The following is a 21,855-nucleotide window of genomic DNA, read 5'->3' as shown; positions in this document are numbered from 1 at the left end:
AAGCATGTATATTGAGCAAGCTATGTTGTTAATTCATCAATGCTTTAAGCGCTGTTTCTCCATAAATGCTTGTACTACAAGTATCGTCTTTCTATTGGCTCTACTTATACCAAAATCGGCAATGACCATTCACAGTTTTAGCCAAACTAATCCTATATCACACCCATTGATAACCGAGCTAAATCACTACCCTGAACAAGGTATATTGGTGGCGTTTCCAACTCACTATGACGTCATTTATTTTGAAAATGACAGTAGTCAATTAACCATTAATATGAAGACTATTTTAAATAATATTGGCTATTTACTTGATACATATAAAGAAACTTATCTTGTTATCACTTTACACACATCAGATGATTTAGCATACGATCGACTTTATAGCATGGCTGATTACATTGCGATGCAATTTAAGATCGAACAAGAAAGAATACAAATAATACTAACGAGTCAGGAAGAGACGAAACACTACAAGCAGTATGAGAAGAACTGGAAAAACAGTACCGAATTAATCATGCCAAAAACTATTATCGTGACTTATGATCCTGAACTAGACATGTATTAACAAAAGAAAACGGCACTCGTGATAAACCTAAGTGCCGTTTAAGATTTTATTATTGCTGCTGTTTTTTCAATGCTGGTAATGCGTACATTTGTTTTAAAATGTCATTTACTGCATCACTGTGATTTTCAAACTTCTTAGCAAATAAGGATTTTTCATCCTCTGTAACAAGCTCTGAATCCATTTCTGCTGCAATATAGTTTGCTGGGAATAAATGGTAGTTCTGCGTAATTTGACGATCAATTTCTAATGCTAATTCTTCTGGTGTTTCAGGGGCATTAGTAATCACATCACCAAAGCTAATATGAATACGTCGCTTCTCACCTACAATACCTTGAATGATGCTTTCGATATCTTCAAACTCACCTTTTTCGTAACTACCTGTTGTCGCTTTCTGGTGTAATTCTTCAGCTTTTGCTACATCACATGGATCGTTTTCGTAAGAAATCGCCACAGGCACAATATTTAAACCACTCATAAAGTCTTCAAATGATTGTTTTCGCTTACGGCCTTCCATGTAAAACATTTTTAGGATAGCAGGATCCGTTTTATCGTTACCGTCTTTCGCACGACCTTCTTTCTGTGCAATCCAAATATTGTTGCCAGTTTCTAGTGAGTACGAAATGTAGCTTGATAGCAAACCTAACGACTTCATTAACTCACGCGGACCTTTAGCTGAACGCTTAACAATAAAGCTCTTATTTAAGCGCATAAGCTCTGTCGCACAAGGTTTCTTTAAAAGGTTATCACCAATCGCAATTCTTACTGTGCCCATTTTCTCTTGATATAGGCACCAGTTCACCATCGCAGGATCCATCGCGATATCACGATGGTTAGAAACGAATAAGTAAGATTGGTTAGGATCAAGCTTATCCAGACCGGTATAAATGACACCGTCACATGAATGTTCAATCGTGCCATTCATGTACTTAGCAACTTGATCTTGTACGTCTTTAACCGTTTTGATACCAGACCATTTCTTGACAAGAAAACGCTTTATTAAAGGAATAAGTAACCACCCAAACATGCCCGATGCATGCGGGAATCGGTATTTTAAAATAGCATTGATAAAATCTTTATCATCAATAAGGCGTTGAATCGCACCACTAACTTCATCGTCGTTATAAGGGCGGATTTCTTTATAAATATCGTTATCTATTTGCACAGTCATGCTTCATCTTGAAAAAACTGGTTTATTTTACTTATAAAAAAACATTAGCCAAACAACCTACATCAATAACCGTGATGGTTGGAGGTCATACCTCATTATTTAGGCGAATTTTTAAACGTTATTTCGATGTTTTGTCCTGATTTGCTCGACTAGTGATTGTTATCTACAGTATTTAGTTATTACATTCCTCTCTGTGTTGACGCTATCAGAAAAAAACACGAAGATGTGCAGGCTTATGTGTTAGAGAGTCACTATGAAACAAGCTATTGAGTTTTCAAACAACGAACATCCTTTCCTTTTTGTGGGTTCACGTCGTAAAAGTCATTGTTCTTACTTTATTGTCGTCACCAATGGCAGCGTACTGATCCGTTTAGGTAAACATGAACATATGATCACTAAAGGCCATGGCTTTTGGATCCCATTTGACTGTTTACATGCAATTACAGTGCTTCCTGGTACTCAATATTACAAAGTCGCGTTTTCAGTTCGAATGACACAGCCATTGTGTACAGACGCTGGCTTCTTTGTTGTTTCTCCTATAATCAGAGCTGTACTTGACGAGTTATCAAAAACGCCTGTTGATGAACACCAATGGGAAGGCGCTGAAGGTCGTTTGCTACGTGTAATTGCTGATCAAACCTCTAAGCTCTCTGTCTCAACTCAGTCGCTATGCCCTGCTATTAATAAGCAACATCATAATTCGTTAGCTCTGATGCTATCGGGTAATAAGCTAACAGAAAAAGCAACAATCACTAGCCTTGAAGCTGTTATGAATATGACAGTTAAAGAATGTGAAGCCTGCATTATGATGCGTGAAGCGCTGAAACTGAGTCGTTCCGGTCGTAAATTGCCACAAATTGCAGCTCAGCTAAATACAACCGAGCAGATGATTGAAGCATTATCACTGCTTAGGTTCTTGGTGAAACCTTGAAATAACCGCTTTGAATACACAATCTGATAGCAGATTCAGTAAAAAAGTGAAGAAAAGAATAACTAAAACGCCCACAACGGGCGTTTTTTATTACTTGGAAAACGTTAATTGATAGGAAAATGTAGTTGCATCGACACACCATCTTCAACATGGCTATTGTTGTGCCAACGATAATCAAACCTCACTCTCGGCGTGTGCCCTTTTGGATCACCAAATCCTAAACTCATTTGCAAACCATGGTTTAAGATCCAACTTTCAGCGCCAGCTACATCTGAAACGTCTTCTTCATCATATTGCTCTGGCATCCAAAATCCTAAACCATAAAATGTCGAGGCACTGTGATCCATAAAAACGGGGGAATCGGCAAAATCATCATTCCAATGTAACCAAAATTGGCTGCCGTAGTTGCTCTGATCTAACTTCCATGGTGATGAATGCTCTTGTGCCGTTACATCATTTAGCTGACGGTAACGTGTAAGATCATGGCTATTAGAGAAAACAGGACATGTTGCGCCGTAATTTTGATGAAACTGGTTTGATGCACCGCCTTCCAAATATGAGTCATTGCAATTGAATGCCAACGCTGACGAAGAAAAAATAAACGAAAAGCTACATATAATCGATAACAGGATTGTTTTAAGCACGATGTCATAACCCCTGAAACTTAAAATTGATAGCGCTCATCTGTCATCAACAACTGACTAACACTTGGTGTTGTCAGCTCACAGATGTTTTCTCCCTTAGCCAACTTTTCACGAATTAAGGTACTTCTTATTGGTAACGTTTCTGGACAAGCTAGCACTTGCCAACGGCTAAGTATTTCTTTTGACATATAAAACTTGCCAAAGTTCAGGAAATTATCTGGGCCGACAACAAAAGTGATTTGATGCTCTGGAAAACGCTTTTCAAGCTCTTCAAGTACAGCAAAGGTTGTTATTGCTTCATCATCAATGGCAATCTCTTGCTCTAAGGTTGAGAGTTCTAAATTGCTCTGAGCAATATCTTTAATAAACGCAGAGACAAGCTGACAACGAAGTGAATAATCCAGCATAGTTTTACCCCAAGCATGGCTATAACTTGGTAATAAAAGAACTTTGTCATAATGCGCTAAGCGTTCTAACACTGAGCGATGCCCTAAACTGGGCGGATTAAATGCGCTACCAAAGACGGCGAGTGTTTGTTGCATCCATCAGACCTATCAAACTGTTTTTTCGCTAAGATTTCCTAATGATGTAACTATTATTTAAGCATTTCCTAGAAAATTGCTGACTAATTTTAGTTAAATCTATCTTTAGCATTGATCATAATTAAGAGTTATCGCATGATTTTGAAAAAGGTGTAATGGTTTGGCTCTCATTTCTCCATTATATCGTTTCAAATGATTAATATTTGGGCTAACGCCCTTAAGGATTCATATACCATGGAACAGCTTATCCGCACTGAAATGCGTGTGTTACCTGAAATTGACGTTGATTTTGAAATCCAACGTCGTGTGGCATTTATTCAGAAAAAACTTAAACAATCAGGCTGTAAATCTCTTGTGCTAGGCATTAGTGGTGGCGTGGATTCAACAACCTGTGGTCGCCTTGCTCAATTAGCTATTGATGGCTTAAACACAGAAACCAATACTAATGATTACCAATTTATCGCTGTACGCCTGCCATACGGCGAGCAACAGGATGAAGATGAAGCTCAGCTAGCATTACGCTTCATTAAGCCTAGCCACTCGGTTAGCGTGAATATTAAAGATGGTGTTGATGGTACACATGCAAGTACCCTTTTTGCTCTTGAAGGTACTGGCCTTATCCCTGCTGATGAAGCAAAAGTCGATTTCGTTAAAGGTAATGTAAAAGCACGAACTCGTATGATTGCTCAATACGAAATTGCAGGCCTTGTTGGTGGTTTAGTCTTAGGTACAGACCATTCTGCCGAGAACATTACTAGCTTCTATACCAAGTTTGGTGATGGCGCTTGCGATCTTGCTCCTTTATTTGGCCTAAATAAACGTCAAGTACGTAAGGTTGCGGCGAAGCTGGGTGCGCCTGAGCAGCTCGTATTTAAAGTGCCTACAGCTGATTTGGAAGAGCTAGCACCACAAAAAGCAGATGAAGATGCGCTTCAAGTTTCTTACGATCAAATCGATGATTTCCTTGAAGGTAAGCCTGTTGATGATTTCGTACGTGATCGTTTAGTGTCTATCTACAAAGTCACTCAACACAAACGTCAACCAATCCCGACTATTTACGACGAAGAATAATCTTATTCATGCCTGCCGCGAGTGGATTATCGCGGCAACAAAAAAGCCTTTGGTTTAGTTTATCTAAACACAAAGGCTTTCTTTTATTAGTTATCTAACCAAGCTTGTTAATAGCAATTAACACAGTCTTTTGCATGTATTAGTGAGTCTAATTCATCCCAGATTTCATCACATAAACCAGGGCGGAATACCGCATGTTTAAACGCTTCATGCTCAGCTTGATACATTAAATAATGACGACGGGAACTATTACTACTCGAGCGAACATTCGCTAATCGATCACAAGCTTTTACGATCAATGCTAAACGCGCAGCATCTTCAGCAGGATTAAGCGAGAATAAACGTTGGTTGATCTCTAATTTGCGCTTCGCTCTGTCTTCTAACTTAACATCAGTTACGTAATTAACTGCATCAGCAATGGTGTAGCCAAATACATCTGCTAATTCGTCAAATGTAGTTTCTGTATCTTCAATAACATCATGAAGTTGGGCAACAATCATCGCATCGGTACCGTACGGGCTTGCGAGCTCTGCTACCGCATCTAGATGAATGTAGTATGGGTAATCTCCATATTTTTGTTCACCATGGCGTTCCTTCGCAAATGCTTGTGCCTGTAAATAACGGTCATTCATATCATTACCCCAAAATATAACTGCTAATTTATCTTTTATAACAAAACTTGATAATTGAACAGCCTTTTATTTGGAATGCTAGAATTCAGATATAAAAAAAGAGCCGCTAAGCTCTTCTTTTAATTACTCTTCTTCATCACTGAAAGATTCACCCGCCGCCTCACGACGTTTAGCATCTTCTTCACGAATTTGGTTAGCTACGATCATGATAGCTTCACCGCTACTAATACCTTGAGCCATCAACTCATGAATACGCTCTGCTGCTTTTTGCTGTTCTTCGTGAGTGAGCGTTGGAGTGTGATTGTACATAACTGTCTTCTTCTTGATGAATGAGGCGTTATTTTAGAGTGATTAATCTGTAATGTCACTGATTATAAAACCCTTCATGTTCAATGAAAAAATCAATTAACAAGGTTTAACCAGGATGCCCATCAACTCATGGCTTCGTCAAAATAGGAAAATAAACGATGGCGAAAATTGCAAATGCAAATGCCCAAAGCGAGGCTGATAAAACATAACTGTTCATCGTTAAACTTGGTATTGCGTAGACTAAAACAACTCTCACTAATAGTGAGGTAAATAGAGCAATAAACGCCACTTGCATGATCATATTTACTTTCAATGTCCTACCTGTATGCCCCAGTGAAACACGTGAAATCATTGATAAAATCATGCCGCCAATACCACCGATTGCCAATATGTGGATTGCAATAGACACATTAACGACAGAACTAAACTCGCTTAATCCTAGTACTAATAGCCCAACAATTAAGGACAAATATGATAGATGCAGAGTCCATAACAATGGATTTGTTAATGTAGAAAAACTGCGCCAACGGCTAAATCTAATTAAATTCGTCATCGCAGTAATAATAGCGAGTACACCTACCCACTTTGCAGGTATCAGGCTAGACGGCATTAGAGTTGCCAATAACAATAACCACACAGGTATTAGTGCAGCAAATTCAATCACTTTAACACGCGTAATTTGCTCTGTTTGTGTACCACGCCATGTGAAAAATGGGATCACTCGACCACCAACGACTAAGGTGATTAAGGTAACAACAAGCACAATAGGTAACGTCAACGCGCTAATCGATGAATGTAATGCGCCAAGCGCCACTAAGTGAAACTTAACATTCATCATACCAAATAGTGAAAGCACGGGTACAAAGAATAGGTTTCTGTATTGCTTAACCTTAATAATTGGCACTGCAAGATAATACATAGCAAGGAAAATCCATGCTGTATCGACAAATAGCCAAATACTACTTACTGATCCAAACATTAAGCCTAAGCGTGCACATAACCACAGAGCAAAAAGCACAAGCAGTTTCGTTCCCTTGATGCCAGTCTGCCCTGTCCAATTTTGAACCGCCGTTAAGAGAAACCCAATAATGATAGCGCCAGAAAAACCGAATAACATCTCATGGCTATGCCACCAAATCGGGTTTGAATACATAATACTAGAGAATTGAGATTGACCAGACCAGAAGAGTGCCCAAATAACCATAGCTAATACAGAAAATGTGCTGGCACCAAGAAAGAACGGCCGAAATCCCAAACGTAAGATAGCAGGGATTTTATCCTCTTTGCTCTTATCAACTATTTGCATTGTCATGCCTCAAACATTAAACATGTATTAATTATACATGTTTAATGTTATAAAAAAACCACTCATTAAAAGTGGCTTTTATCAGCTATTCCAGCTCATCATCTGAGTAGTCAATTGGGCGCGTGATACTTTGAATATCTAAGATAGATAACTCACCCTGCCAACGGCTCTGAATTAAACCCACATCAAGCCAATATCGACCTTCAGGAATGTTCAGTTTTGGTAACTCAGTCGGTAAACGAGTATCCACTTCTTCGCTCCATAATGGTCGCCAATCAGTATCATTCAAATCATACATTTTGATCGATAATATTGGAGCAGGACAAGAGCTATTTGGCTTCTTAATCTTATCGATGCGCCATGAATTACTGTCTTTCCACCCTAGTGTTTGTTTCGCTGGCGGTTCATTAAGCACTACCCATTTGTTCCAAACAGGCTCACCTTTAGCCACTATTGTGAGTTTATAAAGACCCGCTTCAACCTTGTGGTCAAGCTTATGTGCTTCAACCGTAAAATAGCCACCATCATCAATGACAGGTGTCGCATCAATCAATGAGTAATTAGGGTATTTAGAGAATGTGATCTGAGTGATATCGACACGAGTTAAACCAACGATAGAAAGCTTTAATATTTGTTGATTAATATTTTGAACGACAGCACGTTCAATCGATAGCTTAGACAACCAAGTGGGTAGTACGGCTTTATCTAGGCTATGACCACAATCTTCACCGATCGCAAGATCGAGCAAATCATTAAGGTTTGACTCTTGATCATAGTTAGGTGATTGCTGCCACGCTTCTACAATAGAGCCAAATGCTTGAGCGGTTTTCCCTTGGAGCAAATATTTATGTGCTTCAGAATAAACACTTTGGTTAACAAACCAATCAGCATTGGCACTCGCTGCAAAAAACAGAGAGTGCGCAATACCTAGACCACATAGAAAAGTCGTTATTCTTCTCATTTGACAGCCAATACTTATGGCTTCATACGATAGCCAACACCACGTAATGTTTCGATATCAATACCTGGTAGCTTTTGGCGTAACTGCAGAATATGTGTATCTACTGTTCGTGTTGTTGGGTAATGGTTATAGCCCCACACTTGATCTAGTAGTTCATCACGAGTAAACACTCGACCCGCATTCTTCGAAAGGAACACAAGCAGTTCGAACTCAGTTCGCGTTAAAGTAATATTTTCATCACCTAGAAGCACTTCACGGCTCTCTTGGTTAATGATAATACCCCCCACTTTAATGATGTTTGCTGCCGCAGTATCATCGTCATCACCACGAAGGTGCACACGAACTCGAGCTAACAATTCTTCTTCAGCAAAGGGTTTAGTTAGGTAATCTTTTGCACCAGAATCTAAACCTACAACTTTATCGTTAATTGATACCATTGCTGTTAATAAGATTACTGGTAGATGTTTTTTCTTAAGCCATGCGCCTAAGTAGTTTAAAGAATCACCTTCAGGAAGCTGACGATCAAGCACAACAAGATCAGCTTCTTTCCATAAAGCATCTACTTTACTTGCGCAATCTGCGTATAAACAGTTGTATCCAGCTTGCGTCAAGCAATCGAGTAAACCATCGGCAAGGTTGCGGTCATCTTCAACCAGTAGCAGAGTTTGATTCACACGGTATCTCCAATATAAACGTTGTTGGTGGGCCAGAGAGTTTCAACGTCCCCCCCATTCTATTAATCATCGATTCTACAATCGTTAAACCTAAGCCTAAACCTTTCTCTGTTACAAATGGCTTTCTCAAGCGAGACCAATCTTTGGCTGTTAAAGGACCTTGATCTTGCACGATAATCTTAAGTTTTCCATCATTGTACGATGACGTTAATGTAATTGGTGCTACGCCATATTTATGGGCATTTGATAACAAATTGTTTAAACAGGTTGTTAGCCAATAAATATTAACATGTACACTTCTATCTTCAGAAAGATGCAAAGTTACATCATATTCTTCAGCAAGATAAGTAAGCCATTCATTTAAAGACTCCACTTCTTGCGTGCTTAATTGCTGCTGATTTGCTTGCAAATAATCTTTACTCGCTTCAGCTAATTGTCTTAACCGCCTTGAATCATCGGTTAGACGTCTAAATTCATCGTATAAAGCTTCAGGTAATATATCAAAGTGACGCCTGAAGCCTTCCACCGTCATTGATAAACTTGCAATTGGCGTTCTTAACTCGTGAGTTAAGATTTGTAGAACAAGCATACGCTCTTGCATATCACGTCGACGAATACGGAAACGGTAAATACCCCACCCGACCAGTACTAACGCATTACTCACTAACAAACTAATTAATAAATAGTAGGTTAAATGTGACTTGTTCTCCTCGCGCCAACAAATATTACCATTTTGTACTAAACAAAAGTCCTTACGGTTAAAACGTTTTAAATGCAAACCATGTTGTTCTAAGACTTTTAGCCACGTACTTTGGTTATAAATATTATACTTGTTGCCATTTCTGACCCACAAATCCCCATTAGATATGAAGTATTGTGAACCTGAGATTAAAATTTTCTTTTCATCACTACTCATACGCTGTAATCGACCAAGCAATGATGTTGCTGACGCTAAAGGGCGTTCATTTATGTGTAAAAACTTACTTAGCTCTGCTGCTTTATCAGGATGCTTTGCTAAATAACGAATAGCATAACTACCGCCACCGGGATGAATGTAGCCCGAACGGATAAACCAACCCGGAGGTAAAATCGTTTTATTACAGATAGCTCTTGTAAAAACAACAGGTTGCGTCACTAAAGGGCTGTAAGGCCAAGGACCTTTACATGTCAACGAATTTTGATAGAGCTGCCGTAATGCCGAAAGTGGGTATTTCTTTGTTTGAGGCAGTAAACTCGATGACAACAACAAAGGTGATGGATAATTACTTTGAAATTTTCGAAAGTCGTATGATGCCACCGGTTTGCTTTCTAGCAATTCAGCACGAACAGCGGCTAAACGTTCCGGTAAAGAAATTCCATCTGCATAACTAGCAGCAGAGAATGCAAGTGTAAATAAAAGTACATACGTTTTCATCAATCCAGTTTAACACTATTTTTAAGAGATTTGTCAATGAAATGTCATGTAAAACTATACAGCTAATACAGAATAATGCATTGAATCCCATAATATTATTGTATGTCTATACCCTACTAAACGAAAAAAGCCACTCAATTGAGTGGCTCTGTCTTAGTGGAGATTATCCATTAAAGATGTTCAAGAATCTTCAAACATGTATCTTTTGCATCACCGAATAGCATCTGGCTATTCTCTTTGAAGAATAATGGGTTTTGAACACCTGCATAGCCTGTATTCATCGAACGCTTGAAGACAACAACTTCTTTTGCATTCCATACTTCGAGAACAGGCATACCTGCGATTGGACTATTTGGATCTTCCATTGCAGCAGGGTTAACCGTATCGTTCGCGCCGATAACAAGAACAACATCAGTCTCAGGGAAATCATCATTGATTTCATCCATTTCTAGCACAATGTCGTAAGGTACTTTGGCTTCAGCAAGCAGTACGTTCATGTGACCAGGCAAACGACCCGCTACAGGGTGAATACCAAAGCGAACATCAACACCCTTAGCTCGTAGCTTTTCAGTGATCTCGTGAACTGGGTACTGAGCTTGTGCTACCGCCATGCCGTATCCCGGTGTGATAATTACAGAGCGTGCTTCTTTCAGCATTTCTGCCACATCTTCAGCGAATACTTCGCGGTGTTCACCGTATTCAACATCTGAAGAAACAGATACTTCTTGACCAAAACCACTAGCAATAACACTAACAAATGAGCGGTTCATCGCCTTACACATAATGTAAGACAGAATCGCACCAGAAGAACCAACAAGTGCACCTGTTACGATTAGCAGATCGTTTGCTAACATGAAACCTGCCGCCGCCGCTGCCCAACCAGAGTATGAGTTCAGCATTGAAACAACCACTGGCATATCCGCACCACCGATTGAAGCAACAAGATGGTAACCAAATGCAAAAGCAATCAGCGTCATCACGATAAGAGCAAACATACTACCGTCAGCTTTCACGAAATAAATCATTAGCAAAGTAGAGACAACTACTGCTGCAAGATTCATTTTGTGCTTATGAGGCAGATTCAACGGTGAAGATGAAATAATGCCACGTAGCTTACCGAATGCGACGATAGAGCCTGTAAAGGTTACCGCACCGATAAACACACCTAGGAACACTTCAACCATATGGATAACGTGTTCAGTGTGAGCGAACTCACCAGAATATACTGGTGGTTCAAGGTAGCTGTTATAACCCACTAGAACCGCCGCCATACCTACAAAGCTGTGTAGAATTGCGACTAATTCTGGCATTTCTGTCATTTCTACGCGTTTTGCGTAGTAGATACCGATAGCACCACCAATAACCATCGCCAGAATGATCCATGTCAAACCTTGCGCGTATGGGCCAAAGATAGTCGCAATGAGCGCGATGCTCATACCAGCGATACCAAAATAGTTACCTGATTTTGCTGACGTTTGCTTTGATAAGCCAGCAAGGCTCAGAATGAAAAAAAGTGCAGCAACAATATATGCCGCTTGTGCTAATCCTGCAGACATTCTCGCTACTCCTATTAATCTTTACGGAACATTTCAAGCATGCGCTTGGTAACCGTAAAGCCACCAAAGATATTTATGCTTGCAATGAGTACGGCAATAAATGCGAGGAAAGAAACTACCCCGTTGCCTTGACCAATTTGAAGTAGCGCACCCACAACGATGATGCCTGAAATAGCATTCGTCACTGACATCAGTGGTGTGTGCAGTGCGTGTGTAACGTTCCAAACTACGTAGTAACCAACAACACAAGCTAGAACAAATACTGTGATATGTGATAGGAATGCTGGAGGAGCAACTGAAGCCACCCAACCAAACGCACCTAAGCCAACAACCAAACCTACCAGTTTTTTAACAGGTGATGTTGGCTCTTCTACTTTCTCTTCTGCTACAGGTTGAGGTTCAACTTTTGCTTGAGGTTGTGCTGATACTTGAATAGGTGGTGCAGGCCACGTTACTTCACCGTCTTTAATAACAGTAACGCCACGTAGAACGACATCTTCAAAATCAATATCGATGTTACCGTCTTTCTCTTTGCAAAGTAGCTTCAGTAAGTTAACAAGGTTTGTACCGTAAAGCTGAGATGATTGTGTCGGTAGACGACCCACCATATCTGTATAGCCGATAACCTTCACACCGTTTGGTGTTGTTACCACTTTATCAGCTTCAGTGTAAGCACAGTTACCGCCATTAGCTGCCGCTAGATCGACAATAACGCTGCCCGCTTTCATTGAATCAACCATTTCTTTGGTGATTAATTTAGGTGCAGGACGACCTGGAATAAGTGCTGTTGTGATAATGATATCAACATCTTTCGCTTGCTCTGCGTATAAACGCTCAGCCGCTTTGTTGAATTCATCTGACATTTCTTTTGCGTAACCGTCTCCTGTAGAAGTGTCTTCTTTGTAATCCACTTCTAGGAATTCAGCACCCATTGATTCAACTTGCTCTTTTACTTCAGGACGAACGTCAAAAGAGCGAACGATAGCACCAAGGCTACCAGCAGCACCGATAGCAGCAAGACCAGCTACACCTGCACCTGCCACTAATACTTTCGCCGGAGGTACTTTACCAGCAGCAGTAATTTGACCTGTAAAGAAACGACCAAATTCATGTGCAGCTTCAACTACAGCACGGTAACCCGCAATGTTTGCCATTGAGCTCAACGCATCTAATGCCTGTGCACGTGAGATACGCGGTACAGAATCCATCGCCATTACGTTGATATTTTTTGAAGAAAGTTTTTCTAACAACTCTGGATTTTGTGCTGGTAAAATGAAGCTAACTAAGCTTGCACCATCTTTAATAAGATCAAACTCATCAACACCATTTTCAGGGTTTACCTGAGGGGCATTAACTTTAAGAATAAGATCCGATTGCCATGCTTCATCTACTGAAACAATTTTTGCGCCTGCTTCTTCGTAAGCTGAATCATCAAAGCTTGCTAAGCGTCCGGCTCCTTGCTCAACGACAACGCTGAACCCCATTTTCAATAGCTGCTCTACTGTTTTAGGCGTCGCAGCCACTCGCGTTTCATGCGCGAGCACCTCTCTTGGTACACCAATCTGCATTATTATTCCCTGAACATTGGCTATAACATAATCATTTTGTATCCAACCCAATCGGCAATATCAAGCCTTTTGTAGTAAAAATACAAAAATCCCCGCATCTGTTAGTCAAAAATCGCACATTAGTAATTATTTAACTGAAATTAAAATACATTTTTATGTATACATTCTATTTTTATCAGTTTTCAATGTGATGCAGTATCTTCTTTAATGCTTGCTTTTAGCTGTTAAAACAGTAATGACTCGTTATACCCAATAAGCCACAAAATAATCGTATAACCTATTGTTTAAAAACACCTAGCCGGGTTTAAAATCCATATAACTGACAAATCTAACTTTAACTTATTCACAAAAAGCATAACTATGCTGTGCGATATCCATCTTATGATTAAAGAAGATACTGACATACCAACTCAATTGCAATGAAATTTGTTGAATATTACTACAATTTTCAATCAAACATTTTCTCGCCCATCTGGTCGATGAACATTTCAGATTTTTTGATCATGAATGTTTCAGCATCATGACGAGAACTTAACAAGTCAGAGCGAATAAAGTGATGTGTCTTCAGTTCTCCGTTGATCTCTTTGCAAATGCGTCCAGCAATCCTAAATTGCCCGCCTTCTTGTTTAGGCTCTGGGTAAATTAAGTAATCATTATAATGAGTTGGCTCGATCTGTTCGTTTTTTGACTCTGATTTTTTTGAGCCAAATAGCTTTGAAAAAAAGCCCATCTTTTTATTCTCCAAGTCATCAAAGAGTGACTACATGTTTAATCAATACAACAAAGAATTCTTTAACCTAAAAGTTAAAAATATTCATTATTTTTGTAAGGTTATAGCCGAAATTAGCGCAAAAAAAAAGCCGACAATGATGTCGGCTTTAAAAGTTTCAATACAAAATGTTATCGGTACAGACCAATATCTTTCTGTAAATGTACTGGTAAATCTTCAATACTGTAAGCAACCGTCTTTTTTGATCGGTTAAATACAAGATCATACAGGTGTGCAATCAATCCTTTGATTGTAACTTCATAACTTCTCTTATCCTGAGCTGTTAGTGGTGACGCAGCATCGATATCGAAAGTATGTGCCATGATTGCCCCTAAAAATACATTGTTAACTCAAAAACTAAGGCTAGTTTATACAGCTACTTCATCGCTTTTAAATGACAATATTTCGTTATTAACATTAGTTTTTCTTATGTGTTAATGCTTGATTAAAATGGATTTTTTGTTTTGAGCAGATTACGCCAATAATAACGATTACATTATTTTACTTGCGATATATTATTTCAAATTTGGCTACTTTCTATGTTTCAATAGAATTTATGATAACAATAAGTTAACAAAGGATTTTTAACTTATGCTTTCTTTTATTAATAAACATTCAGCACCATTACTGATGGTGGCTGGCATTATTGGCTTTATTTTCCCTAATGTGAGTAAAACCGTCTTTCCTACTCTGCCCTTTATCTTGTTTTTTCTCATGCTTTTCACCCTACTTGGGATCAAACAAGAACAGCTTATCAAACAGTTAATGCGACGCTCTGTGTGGAGCTATGCTTGTCTTCACAGTATTGGGTTAACCCTTATTGCCGCGAGTCTCTTATGGTTGCTCAATGCCCCAACATCCCTATTCATTGCTGTTACCGCTGTAACTGCTACGGGGACACTGTTTGCAACGCCTGCTATTGCTAAAACCCTTGGCTATGATGTTTTACATGCGATGGCACTCACCATTGCCTCAACGTTAATGATGCCATTGGTGCTATTTATCAATTTGACGCTACTACAAGACGATGCGGTAAAGCTTGATCTGGTTGAATATATACAGCGTTTGGTTATTTTTATTATTGGTCCTATGGCTATCTCATCTTTCTGCTATAACACCATTAATCGTGAAAAATTAGTTTATATTCATGGGCAGCTATCCAAATTCACAGTATTGTTGATATTTGCCTTCCCATTAGGATTGGTAGCCCCATTGAGAGAGATGTTTAACCGCTCCTTTAACGATGGGCTATATTATCTCATGCTAGGTATGTTGCTTTGCGTAGTGTTTTTCACCGTCACTTTCCTCTGCTATCACCGCTATAACAAAGCTAATGCCACACTGTTTGCCATTACAGCAACTAATCGAAATGTTCTTTTAACTTACACCATTGCTAGTAGCTATTTAGGCACAGAATATCTTGCGTTAATGGCTGCAATTCAAATACCTACTTATGCATTACCTGTGATCGTAAAAGCCAGAGCGAAACTAAAATCACAACCATCACCAAACGTGGAGCACAAAAAAGCCGAATAACCTATTCATCACGAATGAGCTATTCGGCTTTTGCTATTACTTAACAGCAAACGTTAAGCTACGTCTTCATTGCCAGTGCATGGAAAATAAATCGTATTGTTATTCACTGGCGCATCAAACGATTTCTTTTGCTTAGCGAAATCTTCAAACGCATCAGCCATAGTCACGTTAATAGGCTTAGGCTCTTTGGCGTAATCTAATAACGGCGCATAGCCCTCTTTACCTGTTGCAGTGTAACCAGAAGAAACAGAAGTATAGACTTTCTCATCTTCAACAGGGATCCACTCACCGTCCTTTAAATGCTCTAAGGTTTCGATACGTGTCCCTTTCACCGAACAGCAACGATAGGTAAAACGCAGATCTGCAACATACGGGAAACTACCGTCACCTGTGCCATCAACACCATTACTGATTGCATTATCGATAGCACCTTCTAATGCTTGACGAATACGCTTACCTTTCACGCTGTAAATCATAATACCAATGGCAAAAGGCAGTAATTTACCAGCAATATCCGCAGGGGTGATCACACCGGGATTAAATGAACATCTTACGCCACCAGCATTATGAATACCGAAATCAACATCATAACCAAGCTTACGAGCTTTCCAGACAAAGCTTTCAACTACCCAAGGGGCAATTTGGCTTGGTCCTCTGCTATCAGGAATACGAATGTGACGTAATGGCTCATTAATCACTGCGATTTCTTCTGTTTGCAGCGCACGAACCGCAGGACGGTAATGCTCGTTTAGGATGTTTTCAATGATGGGATCTTTAACCACAAAACGAATGTTATCTTGCTTGCTTAAGAAATCGCGAACAATGTCATGCTCTTCGTTTTCAAGATGCTCAGTACGCCCTGCATCAACAGTAAATTGACGACCAAGTAACAGCTGGTTAGCACCAAAGGCTTGCTCAACTTTACCATCTTGTGCAAATTCGAGTGTAACGTGTCCCACAGCTAACGCGTTACAACCAGCTTGTACAACACAAGTGTTATTCACCATGTGCGCGTATTGGTCGGTTTTACCGTAGCCAATATTCGTAAAGTCACCTTGCATGGTATGAGTATGACCACCAATGATCGCCCCAATACCATCCACTTCTTGTGCTAATTCAATGTCATGCTCATAACCAAGGTGACTCAGCACAACAATTTTATTAATACCTTGCTGATTTAGATGCTGAACCGTATTTCGAGCAACCGTAGTTACATTCATAAAGTGAGTATCAGGATCTGGGTTAGCAATACCTGCCATATTCTCAATCGCTAAACCAAAGATAGCGATCGGCTCACCGTGAACATCTTTCGTAATGTATTTTGCTGTTTGTGTTTGATTATCGTAGGCAAATACATTCGCTTTATCTCGAAGAGGATTGGGTTTGGTTTGATCTTCTTGGGATAAATCCCAGTTACCAGAAAGCAATGGGAAATGAGTCTGATCAAGGAAATCAGCAACACTATTATTACCCATATCTAATTCATGGTTACCTAATGCCATTGCTTCAACGCCAATTGCATTTAGTAAAACAGCATTTGCTACGCCCTTATATAACGAGAAATAAAGCGTACCTTGGAAACAGTCACCAGCATGTAAAAACATGAATTCACGCTGATTTAAGAAAGCCTCTGATTTGAGTTCATTTACCGCAGACGAAATACGAGAAAAACCACCACAACTCGCATAAACAGAAGTTTCTGTATTCAGAACATGTTGCGGCAGGTTTAGTGATATAGAAGATGGTTCAAAATTCGAATGCGTATCATTGATATGAGCAAATGTGATCTTTGCCTTTTTATTATTCTTCGTCATAAAAAATTATGTCTCTCCCTGAAAGACTCACACTAATGAGAGATTATTCGTAAGCTGTCACCGATTAAGCTCTCTCCGCACACAGAAAGACAAAATACTTGTGATAAATGTCAATATATCATAAATGAGAATATTAGACGTACTAATAGTAAGACGGTAATAAATTATACCGCCTTACCTCACATTCAAACTCTATACTCGAAAGTTATTTGTAACGTCCGTGACGTTGTAGGAACTCAATTTTGTAGCCATCTGGATCTTGAACAAAGAAGAATTTCGCCAATAACTGACCATCACGGAAGAACTCTTTGATCTCAAGTGGTGCATAACCACACTCTGCAAGCTTGGCATGTTCAGCTTCTAAATTATCGACAGCAACAGCAATATGACCATAACCCGTACCGTGAGTGTAAGGCTCTTCTGTACCTTCATTCCAAGTTAGCTCAAGTTCCATATCATTTTCTTCATTACGAAGATAAACTAAGCTAAAGCCTTCAAAATCCAAACACTCAGCAATGTCCAAATCTAATGCTTCTTTATAAAATTTTAATGACGCATCTAAATCAACAACACGGATCATTGAGTGGATAATTTTAGCCATCTAACTATTCCTTCAATCATTATTTATTTGAAATTGTTCAACTATTTGTAGCTAATTATGCTATCAATATGTGATCAGAGCTAGCTAATCAGCCATTAATTTACTATATCGTATACCTAAGTCACCTCAATCTGAATCCTGCATATTGAAGTCACTTGGGTATATAAGGGAAGCAACGAGGTTTATATAGTTTTATGCACTTAGAAAGCATTGAGATTTCAGGTTTCCGTGGCATTAAGCGTTTATCCCTTTCATTTAATGAGCTAACCGTGCTTATTGGTGAAAATGCATGGGGTAAATCCTCATTGCTGGATGCCCTATGCTTAGCGTTGTCGCCAGACGCGAAATTCTATGATTTCAATTTTTCAGATTTCCATATCGACCATGCCTTAGGGAATGAGCGTTCGACTGAAATTCAAATTGTTTTACATTGGCAAGAAGATTACGAAGGTGAACATCTTGCACGTCGTTATCGCGGCTTTCAACCATTCTTAATTGATAAGGACGGCATTAAGCATTTCTATTACCAAATCCATAGTCATATCGAAAACGACAAGATCATTACTAAACGTCAATTTTTACAGCTTGATGGACATGGCATTACACATGAAGACACCGATAAGTTTATTCGACAGCTTATGGTGTTACACCCTATCGTGCGTATTCGGGATGCAAGGCGTTTGCATGAAGACGGGCATGAGTTCCATCAAGATCAACTACCAGCACAAACGCAGAAAGAAGCTCGGGTACAACGCCGATTAGATAACACGTGTCGACGATTAATGACCCATCCCGGTCACGTGAGTACCGCCGAGATCAAAAGTAGTATTACAACGCTACGATCATTAGTAGATCACTACTTTGCCTTTGCGCCCCATCAGCGTAGTAAAGATCATTCGATACACTATCAATCCATTCAAAATTCAAATCCGTTTGATCAGCTTATACAACCAGCCATGACAAAACAGGCTCGTTTGATGTTAATGAGCTTATTAAACGAATATATTCGTGCCCGAGGGCCTGTAGAGCTTAAACGTATTTCTCGCCCTATTATGATCCTTGAAGATCCTGAAGGTCGATTGCATCCGATCATGTTGCACCAAGCATGGGCGTTTATTCAAAGTATGCCGATGCAAAAGATCTTAACGACCAATAGCCCTGAGTTATTGTCCTCTGCGCCTTTAACTGCGATCAAGAAGTTGATCCGTCAGCCACATAAGACTGAAGTATATGGTGTCGATCACGGTGAGTTGAACAAAGACGATACCCGTAAAGTCACGTTCCATGTGCGAATGCATCGACCAAGCGCTTTCTTTGCTCGTGTTTGGTTATTAGTTGAAGGTGAAACCGAGGTTTGGCTATTTAACGAAATGGCACGGCTAAACGGTTATAACCTTGCCGCTGAAGGTATTCAAATCATCGAGTTTGCGCAAAGTGGCTTAAAACCGTTAATCAAGTTAGCGAAGTTATTAGGCATTGAATGGCACCTTGTTGCCGATGGCGATCCTGCGGGTAAGAAATACGCTGATAAAGTTCGTAATATGTTAGGCGATGATCCAGAACGTGTACGCCTAACCGTGTTACCCGCAAGAGACATTGAGCATTTCTTATATCGTAATGGTTATGAAGCGCTCTTTCGTAAATTAGCAAATGTATCAGCAAATAATCCATTACCCATGAAGAAGATTATCTACAAAGCACTGCGTAAGAATGCGAAACCAGATATGGCGTTAGCGATTGTGCAATATACCCAAGAAGAACGAGATGAACGTATTCCGCTTTTGATCCGTTGGGTGCTAAAACGCATTATCGCTATGGCGCGTGGATTTGGGTAATAGTTAAAGTAAGCTGAGATTAGAACGAAAAAGCCTACAGTGATGTAGGCTTTTTTCTAAATATTCATTATATTTTTAATAGAGTTTATATTTTCGATTTGAGAATTTAAATCATTTATTTTTTTAAAAAGCTTATCACTATCAGTTGGCAAGTCTATTACTTGTTTAATTTGTTTTTCATTTTTTATATTTATGCTTAACCTTATCATAAATTGAATATAATTATTAATTATATTCAATAACATATAGGTCAATTGCTCAGCATTTTCAAACTGTCTGTTTGTATGAACTGCAATATTTCTTTTTTCCCTTAGCATCTCCAGTTGCATTTTCACTATAAACTTATCAGAAAATGGAACTAATGCTCTATTTATTGTCACATCATAATTATCTTTAGAAGATAAAGTTAACGTTTCTAAAATAGACCATAGCATTTTAAATGACTTATTAAGATCATTAGTTTCTAAACTATCTGTATAGTTGTTAAAAACCTCATTAAAATACTCATAACGAGATGTTTTCAATATATCTCTTGATATTTTTTTAAACAGCTTATTTACTTTTATAAAATCATCATCATCAAAGATGACATCGCCTATTTCAGAAAAATTTGGTTCATACCAATATAAGTTTGTTGCTCTTTCTCCACTATCATAATGCAATGAATGATAAGGATATTTCCGAATTTTATTTATAGGTTTAATTTTTGTTCCAGATGATCTTCTACTCTTATTAAAATTATAAATCAAATTTATAATTCCAAGGTAATATCCTAATTCATCAAGTGCCTTTCCAGAAGCCGAGTGTTCACATCTAGCAATAACATGAACTGAAACCCATGTATTATAACCATCTGTATTAGGAAAAAGACTTTTTGCTTCTTCAAAATTATAATGTTTTTTAAAACATTTAGGACACTGTTTGGAGAAAATAATTTCTGAGTTTGGTGTTTTTGTTTTTTTAGTTCTTTTTAATCCTGATAAGCTTATCCTTGTTATAAATACATATTCTCTTTTTGGTTTATTCAGATAATCGGTTTCTAAAATTTTAATATTATCGCTAACATAGCTTGTATTAAGTCTTTCTTCATCAGCAGCTTTAAACAAAGATTTCCTAAAGAACAAATTTTGGTTGAATAACGGGATTTCTTTATTAAAGCGAACCTGTTCTTTTAAAAGTTCAGAAAAAACGTCAAATTTTATGCTATCAAATTGACTTTTAAATCCAATATACCCTGAAAGAAGAGAACTAGTGTTTTTTTCTTTAGCTTGTATATTAACAATTCTATTTATAAGTTCGTTTGCAGTTTTAGGGTCTTTCCATTTCGACTTTGACATTCATATAAAACTCGTAGTTAACAAACTTCATTTTATACAAACTCCTCCCTTAAATAAAATAGTATTCATTTTAAACTACTAATCTACTTTCTGAAAAAACAGCGTCACTTTACCCACTTCAAAACCAAACTTGGTCATGGTGGCGATGTTGAATACATGCTTTTCGTCTTGGCGATACATCCAGTCGTTAAACTTGATGTTATAGACTGAATCATCAACCGGAATCGCTAAGGTATATTGCCATTGCAGCGAATTGCCAGATTCAACCCCTTGAGCTTCACCAATCACATCATCGGCTTTACCGCTATAACGACCATCAGGGAGTTTGTTGATCACCCAAATACGTTGTTGAGTTTCGCCATCATCAAACAAGAAATCTTCGTTAAGGGTTAAGGTGTTATTTTCAATTGTACCAACAATATCCACAGTAAAGCGTCGTGTTTGCTTACCTTTGTAATCTTGCAGCATTCCCCATGCAGTAATGTTGCCTTCAAAGTAGCCGAACAAATCAAACTTAGGTTCAGTTTGTTGATAATCCGACGTTGAAACTGTGCAACCCGTTAGTAATAGCATTAAGGCAAGTAACCATTTCATTGCACACCTCCAGATATTGAGCTAGATA

General features: G+C 38.7%; 22 protein-coding genes. 5 read left to right on the top strand and 17 right to left on the bottom strand.

What is annotated here, in order from left to right; genetic code table 11:
- Positions 1-121: 121 nt before the first annotated feature.
- Positions 122-565: an OmpA family protein gene (locus Q7674_RS03800; protein WP_305421733.1), complete on the top strand. Its 444-nt coding sequence runs from the start codon at positions 122-124 to the stop codon at positions 563-565.
- 49 nt (positions 566-614) lie between these two features.
- Here Q7674_RS03800 and Q7674_RS03795 read toward each other — a convergent pair whose 3' ends face one another.
- Complete coding sequence (locus Q7674_RS03795) at positions 615-1,727, bottom strand: 1-acyl-sn-glycerol-3-phosphate acyltransferase (RefSeq protein WP_023934306.1); 1,113 nt, start codon at positions 1,725-1,727, stop codon at positions 615-617.
- A gap of 259 nt (positions 1,728-1,986) precedes the next feature.
- Between Q7674_RS03795 and Q7674_RS03790 the strand changes: the two genes are divergently transcribed.
- On the top strand, positions 1,987-2,664 hold the full coding sequence (locus tag Q7674_RS03790; protein WP_305421732.1) for an AraC family ligand binding domain-containing protein: 678 nt from the start codon (positions 1,987-1,989) through the stop codon (positions 2,662-2,664).
- Positions 2,665-2,768: 104 nt separating this feature from the next.
- On the opposite strand, the gene Q7674_RS03785 is transcribed toward Q7674_RS03790, so the two are convergent.
- Positions 2,769-3,218, bottom strand: a complete 450-nt coding sequence (locus tag Q7674_RS03785) for a hypothetical protein (protein ID WP_237156710.1) — start codon at positions 3,216-3,218, stop codon at positions 2,769-2,771.
- 110 nt (positions 3,219-3,328) lie between these two features.
- Positions 3,329-3,850 (bottom strand): nicotinate-nicotinamide nucleotide adenylyltransferase, encoded by a 522-nt coding sequence (locus Q7674_RS03780; RefSeq protein ID WP_023934309.1) that lies wholly within the window; start codon positions 3,848-3,850, stop codon positions 3,329-3,331.
- A gap of 234 nt (positions 3,851-4,084) precedes the next feature.
- Here Q7674_RS03780 and nadE point away from each other — a divergent pair, with 234 nt between their 5' ends.
- Positions 4,085-4,921, top strand: coding sequence for an NAD(+) synthase (gene nadE / locus Q7674_RS03775; RefSeq protein WP_305421730.1), 837 nt, complete (start codon positions 4,085-4,087; stop codon positions 4,919-4,921).
- A 107-nt stretch (positions 4,922-5,028) separates the two neighbouring features.
- On the opposite strand, the gene Q7674_RS03770 is transcribed toward nadE, so the two are convergent.
- From Q7674_RS03770 to Q7674_RS03725, 10 genes are all read right to left on the bottom strand, one after another.
- Positions 5,029-5,553: an HD domain-containing protein gene (locus Q7674_RS03770; protein WP_045062475.1), complete on the bottom strand. Its 525-nt coding sequence runs from the start codon at positions 5,551-5,553 to the stop codon at positions 5,029-5,031.
- A 123-nt stretch (positions 5,554-5,676) separates the two neighbouring features.
- Entirely contained in the window at positions 5,677-5,862 is a 186-nt protein-coding gene (locus tag Q7674_RS03765; RefSeq protein ID WP_045062477.1) for a YoaH family protein, read from the bottom strand.
- 127 nt (positions 5,863-5,989) lie between these two features.
- Complete coding sequence (locus Q7674_RS03760) at positions 5,990-7,174, bottom strand: NnrS family protein (protein WP_369526300.1); 1,185 nt, start codon at positions 7,172-7,174, stop codon at positions 5,990-5,992.
- A gap of 79 nt (positions 7,175-7,253) precedes the next feature.
- Entirely contained in the window at positions 7,254-8,129 is an 876-nt protein-coding gene (locus Q7674_RS03755; RefSeq protein WP_008989302.1) for a DUF2861 family protein, read from the bottom strand.
- Positions 8,130-8,143: 14 nt separating this feature from the next.
- Complete coding sequence (locus tag Q7674_RS03750; protein ID WP_008989301.1) at positions 8,144-8,803, bottom strand: response regulator transcription factor; 660 nt, start codon at positions 8,801-8,803, stop codon at positions 8,144-8,146.
- A complete protein-coding gene (gene vxrA / locus Q7674_RS03745) occupies positions 8,778-10,217 on the bottom strand; it encodes a sensor histidine kinase VxrA (protein WP_045062478.1) in 1,440 nt (479 codons plus the stop codon). Before vxrA ends, Q7674_RS03750 begins: the two co-directional genes overlap by 26 nt.
- A 170-nt stretch (positions 10,218-10,387) precedes the next feature.
- Positions 10,388-11,773, bottom strand: a complete 1,386-nt coding sequence (pntB, locus tag Q7674_RS03740; RefSeq protein ID WP_305421727.1) for a Re/Si-specific NAD(P)(+) transhydrogenase subunit beta — start codon at positions 11,771-11,773, stop codon at positions 10,388-10,390.
- A 14-nt stretch (positions 11,774-11,787) separates the two neighbouring features.
- Positions 11,788-13,341: a Re/Si-specific NAD(P)(+) transhydrogenase subunit alpha gene (pntA, locus tag Q7674_RS03735; RefSeq protein WP_305421725.1), complete on the bottom strand. Its 1,554-nt coding sequence runs from the start codon at positions 13,339-13,341 to the stop codon at positions 11,788-11,790.
- A gap of 448 nt (positions 13,342-13,789) precedes the next feature.
- Entirely contained in the window at positions 13,790-14,071 is a 282-nt protein-coding gene (locus Q7674_RS03730; protein WP_045062481.1) for an HlyU family transcriptional regulator, read from the bottom strand.
- A gap of 170 nt (positions 14,072-14,241) precedes the next feature.
- Positions 14,242-14,433, bottom strand: a complete 192-nt coding sequence (locus Q7674_RS03725; RefSeq protein WP_008989296.1) for a hypothetical protein — start codon at positions 14,431-14,433, stop codon at positions 14,242-14,244.
- A gap of 268 nt (positions 14,434-14,701) precedes the next feature.
- On the opposite strand from Q7674_RS03725, the gene Q7674_RS03720 reads away from it, so the two are divergent.
- Complete coding sequence (locus Q7674_RS03720; RefSeq protein ID WP_107229555.1) at positions 14,702-15,646, top strand: hypothetical protein; 945 nt, start codon at positions 14,702-14,704, stop codon at positions 15,644-15,646.
- Positions 15,647-15,699: 53 nt separating this feature from the next.
- Here Q7674_RS03720 and Q7674_RS03715 read toward each other — a convergent pair whose 3' ends face one another.
- Together Q7674_RS03715 and Q7674_RS03710 are read right to left on the bottom strand one after the other, a co-directional pair.
- Positions 15,700-17,460 (bottom strand): bifunctional metallophosphatase/5'-nucleotidase, encoded by a 1,761-nt coding sequence (locus Q7674_RS03715; protein WP_107229556.1) that lies wholly within the window; start codon positions 17,458-17,460, stop codon positions 15,700-15,702.
- A gap of 205 nt (positions 17,461-17,665) precedes the next feature.
- Complete coding sequence (locus Q7674_RS03710) at positions 17,666-18,061, bottom strand: VOC family protein (protein ID WP_045062485.1); 396 nt, start codon at positions 18,059-18,061, stop codon at positions 17,666-17,668.
- Positions 18,062-18,255: 194 nt separating this feature from the next.
- On the opposite strand from Q7674_RS03710, the gene Q7674_RS03705 reads away from it, so the two are divergent.
- The gene (locus Q7674_RS03705; protein WP_045062486.1) at positions 18,256-19,896 is read left to right on the top strand and encodes a DUF2813 domain-containing protein; all 1,641 of its coding nucleotides are present in this window, start codon (positions 18,256-18,258) and stop codon (positions 19,894-19,896) included.
- Positions 19,897-19,952: 56 nt separating this feature from the next.
- Here Q7674_RS03705 and Q7674_RS03700 read toward each other — a convergent pair whose 3' ends face one another.
- A complete protein-coding gene (locus Q7674_RS03700; RefSeq protein WP_045062487.1) occupies positions 19,953-21,233 on the bottom strand; it encodes a hypothetical protein in 1,281 nt (426 codons plus the stop codon).
- Between the two features lie 78 nt (positions 21,234-21,311).
- A complete protein-coding gene (locus Q7674_RS03695) occupies positions 21,312-21,827 on the bottom strand; it encodes a DUF3833 domain-containing protein (protein ID WP_045062489.1) in 516 nt (171 codons plus the stop codon).
- Between the last annotated feature and the right edge of the window lie 28 nt (positions 21,828-21,855).

Origin of the sequence: Photobacterium leiognathi (assembly GCF_030685535.1) — a bacterium.
GTDB lineage: Bacteria > Pseudomonadota > Gammaproteobacteria > Enterobacterales > Vibrionaceae > Photobacterium > Photobacterium leiognathi.
This window is presented reverse-complemented; position numbering and strand designations above follow the sequence as displayed.

Bases quoted from the DNA above. Each gene is read 5' to 3' on its own strand.
- Q7674_RS03765 (WP_045062477.1), bottom strand. From the start codon at position 5,862: ATGTACAATCACACTCCAACGCTCACTCACGAAGAACAGCAAAAAGCA.
- pntB (WP_305421727.1), bottom strand. From the start codon at position 11,773: ATGTCTGCAGGATTAGCACAAGCGGCATATATTGTTGCTGCACTTTTT.
- Q7674_RS03715 (WP_107229556.1), bottom strand. From the start codon at position 17,460: ATGACGAAGAATAATAAAAAGGCAAAGATCACATTTGCTCATATCAAT.
- Q7674_RS03770 (WP_045062475.1), bottom strand. From the start codon at position 5,553: ATGAATGACCGTTATTTACAGGCACAAGCATTTGCGAAGGAACGCCAT.
- Q7674_RS03700 (WP_045062487.1), bottom strand. From the start codon at position 21,233: ATGTCAAAGTCGAAATGGAAAGACCCTAAAACTGCAAACGAACTTATA.
- Q7674_RS03780 (WP_023934309.1), bottom strand. From the start codon at position 3,850: ATGCAACAAACACTCGCCGTCTTTGGTAGCGCATTTAATCCGCCCAGT.
- nadE (WP_305421730.1), top strand. From the start codon at position 4,085: ATGGAACAGCTTATCCGCACTGAAATGCGTGTGTTACCTGAAATTGAC.
- Q7674_RS03705 (WP_045062486.1), top strand. From the start codon at position 18,256: ATGCACTTAGAAAGCATTGAGATTTCAGGTTTCCGTGGCATTAAGCGT.
- Q7674_RS03695 (WP_045062489.1), bottom strand. From the start codon at position 21,827: ATGAAATGGTTACTTGCCTTAATGCTATTACTAACGGGTTGCACAGTT.
- vxrA (WP_045062478.1), bottom strand. From the start codon at position 10,217: ATGAAAACGTATGTACTTTTATTTACACTTGCATTCTCTGCTGCTAGT.
- Q7674_RS03730 (WP_045062481.1), bottom strand. From the start codon at position 14,071: ATGGGCTTTTTTTCAAAGCTATTTGGCTCAAAAAAATCAGAGTCAAAA.
- Q7674_RS03720 (WP_107229555.1), top strand. From the start codon at position 14,702: ATGCTTTCTTTTATTAATAAACATTCAGCACCATTACTGATGGTGGCT.
- Q7674_RS03725 (WP_008989296.1), bottom strand. From the start codon at position 14,433: ATGGCACATACTTTCGATATCGATGCTGCGTCACCACTAACAGCTCAG.
- Q7674_RS03710 (WP_045062485.1), bottom strand. From the start codon at position 18,061: ATGGCTAAAATTATCCACTCAATGATCCGTGTTGTTGATTTAGATGCG.
- Q7674_RS03790 (WP_305421732.1), top strand. From the start codon at position 1,987: ATGAAACAAGCTATTGAGTTTTCAAACAACGAACATCCTTTCCTTTTT.
- Q7674_RS03800 (WP_305421733.1), top strand. From the start codon at position 122: ATGACCATTCACAGTTTTAGCCAAACTAATCCTATATCACACCCATTG.
- pntA (WP_305421725.1), bottom strand. From the start codon at position 13,341: ATGCAGATTGGTGTACCAAGAGAGGTGCTCGCGCATGAAACGCGAGTG.
- Q7674_RS03755 (WP_008989302.1), bottom strand. From the start codon at position 8,129: ATGAGAAGAATAACGACTTTTCTATGTGGTCTAGGTATTGCGCACTCT.
- Q7674_RS03760 (WP_369526300.1), bottom strand. From the start codon at position 7,174: ATGACAATGCAAATAGTTGATAAGAGCAAAGAGGATAAAATCCCTGCT.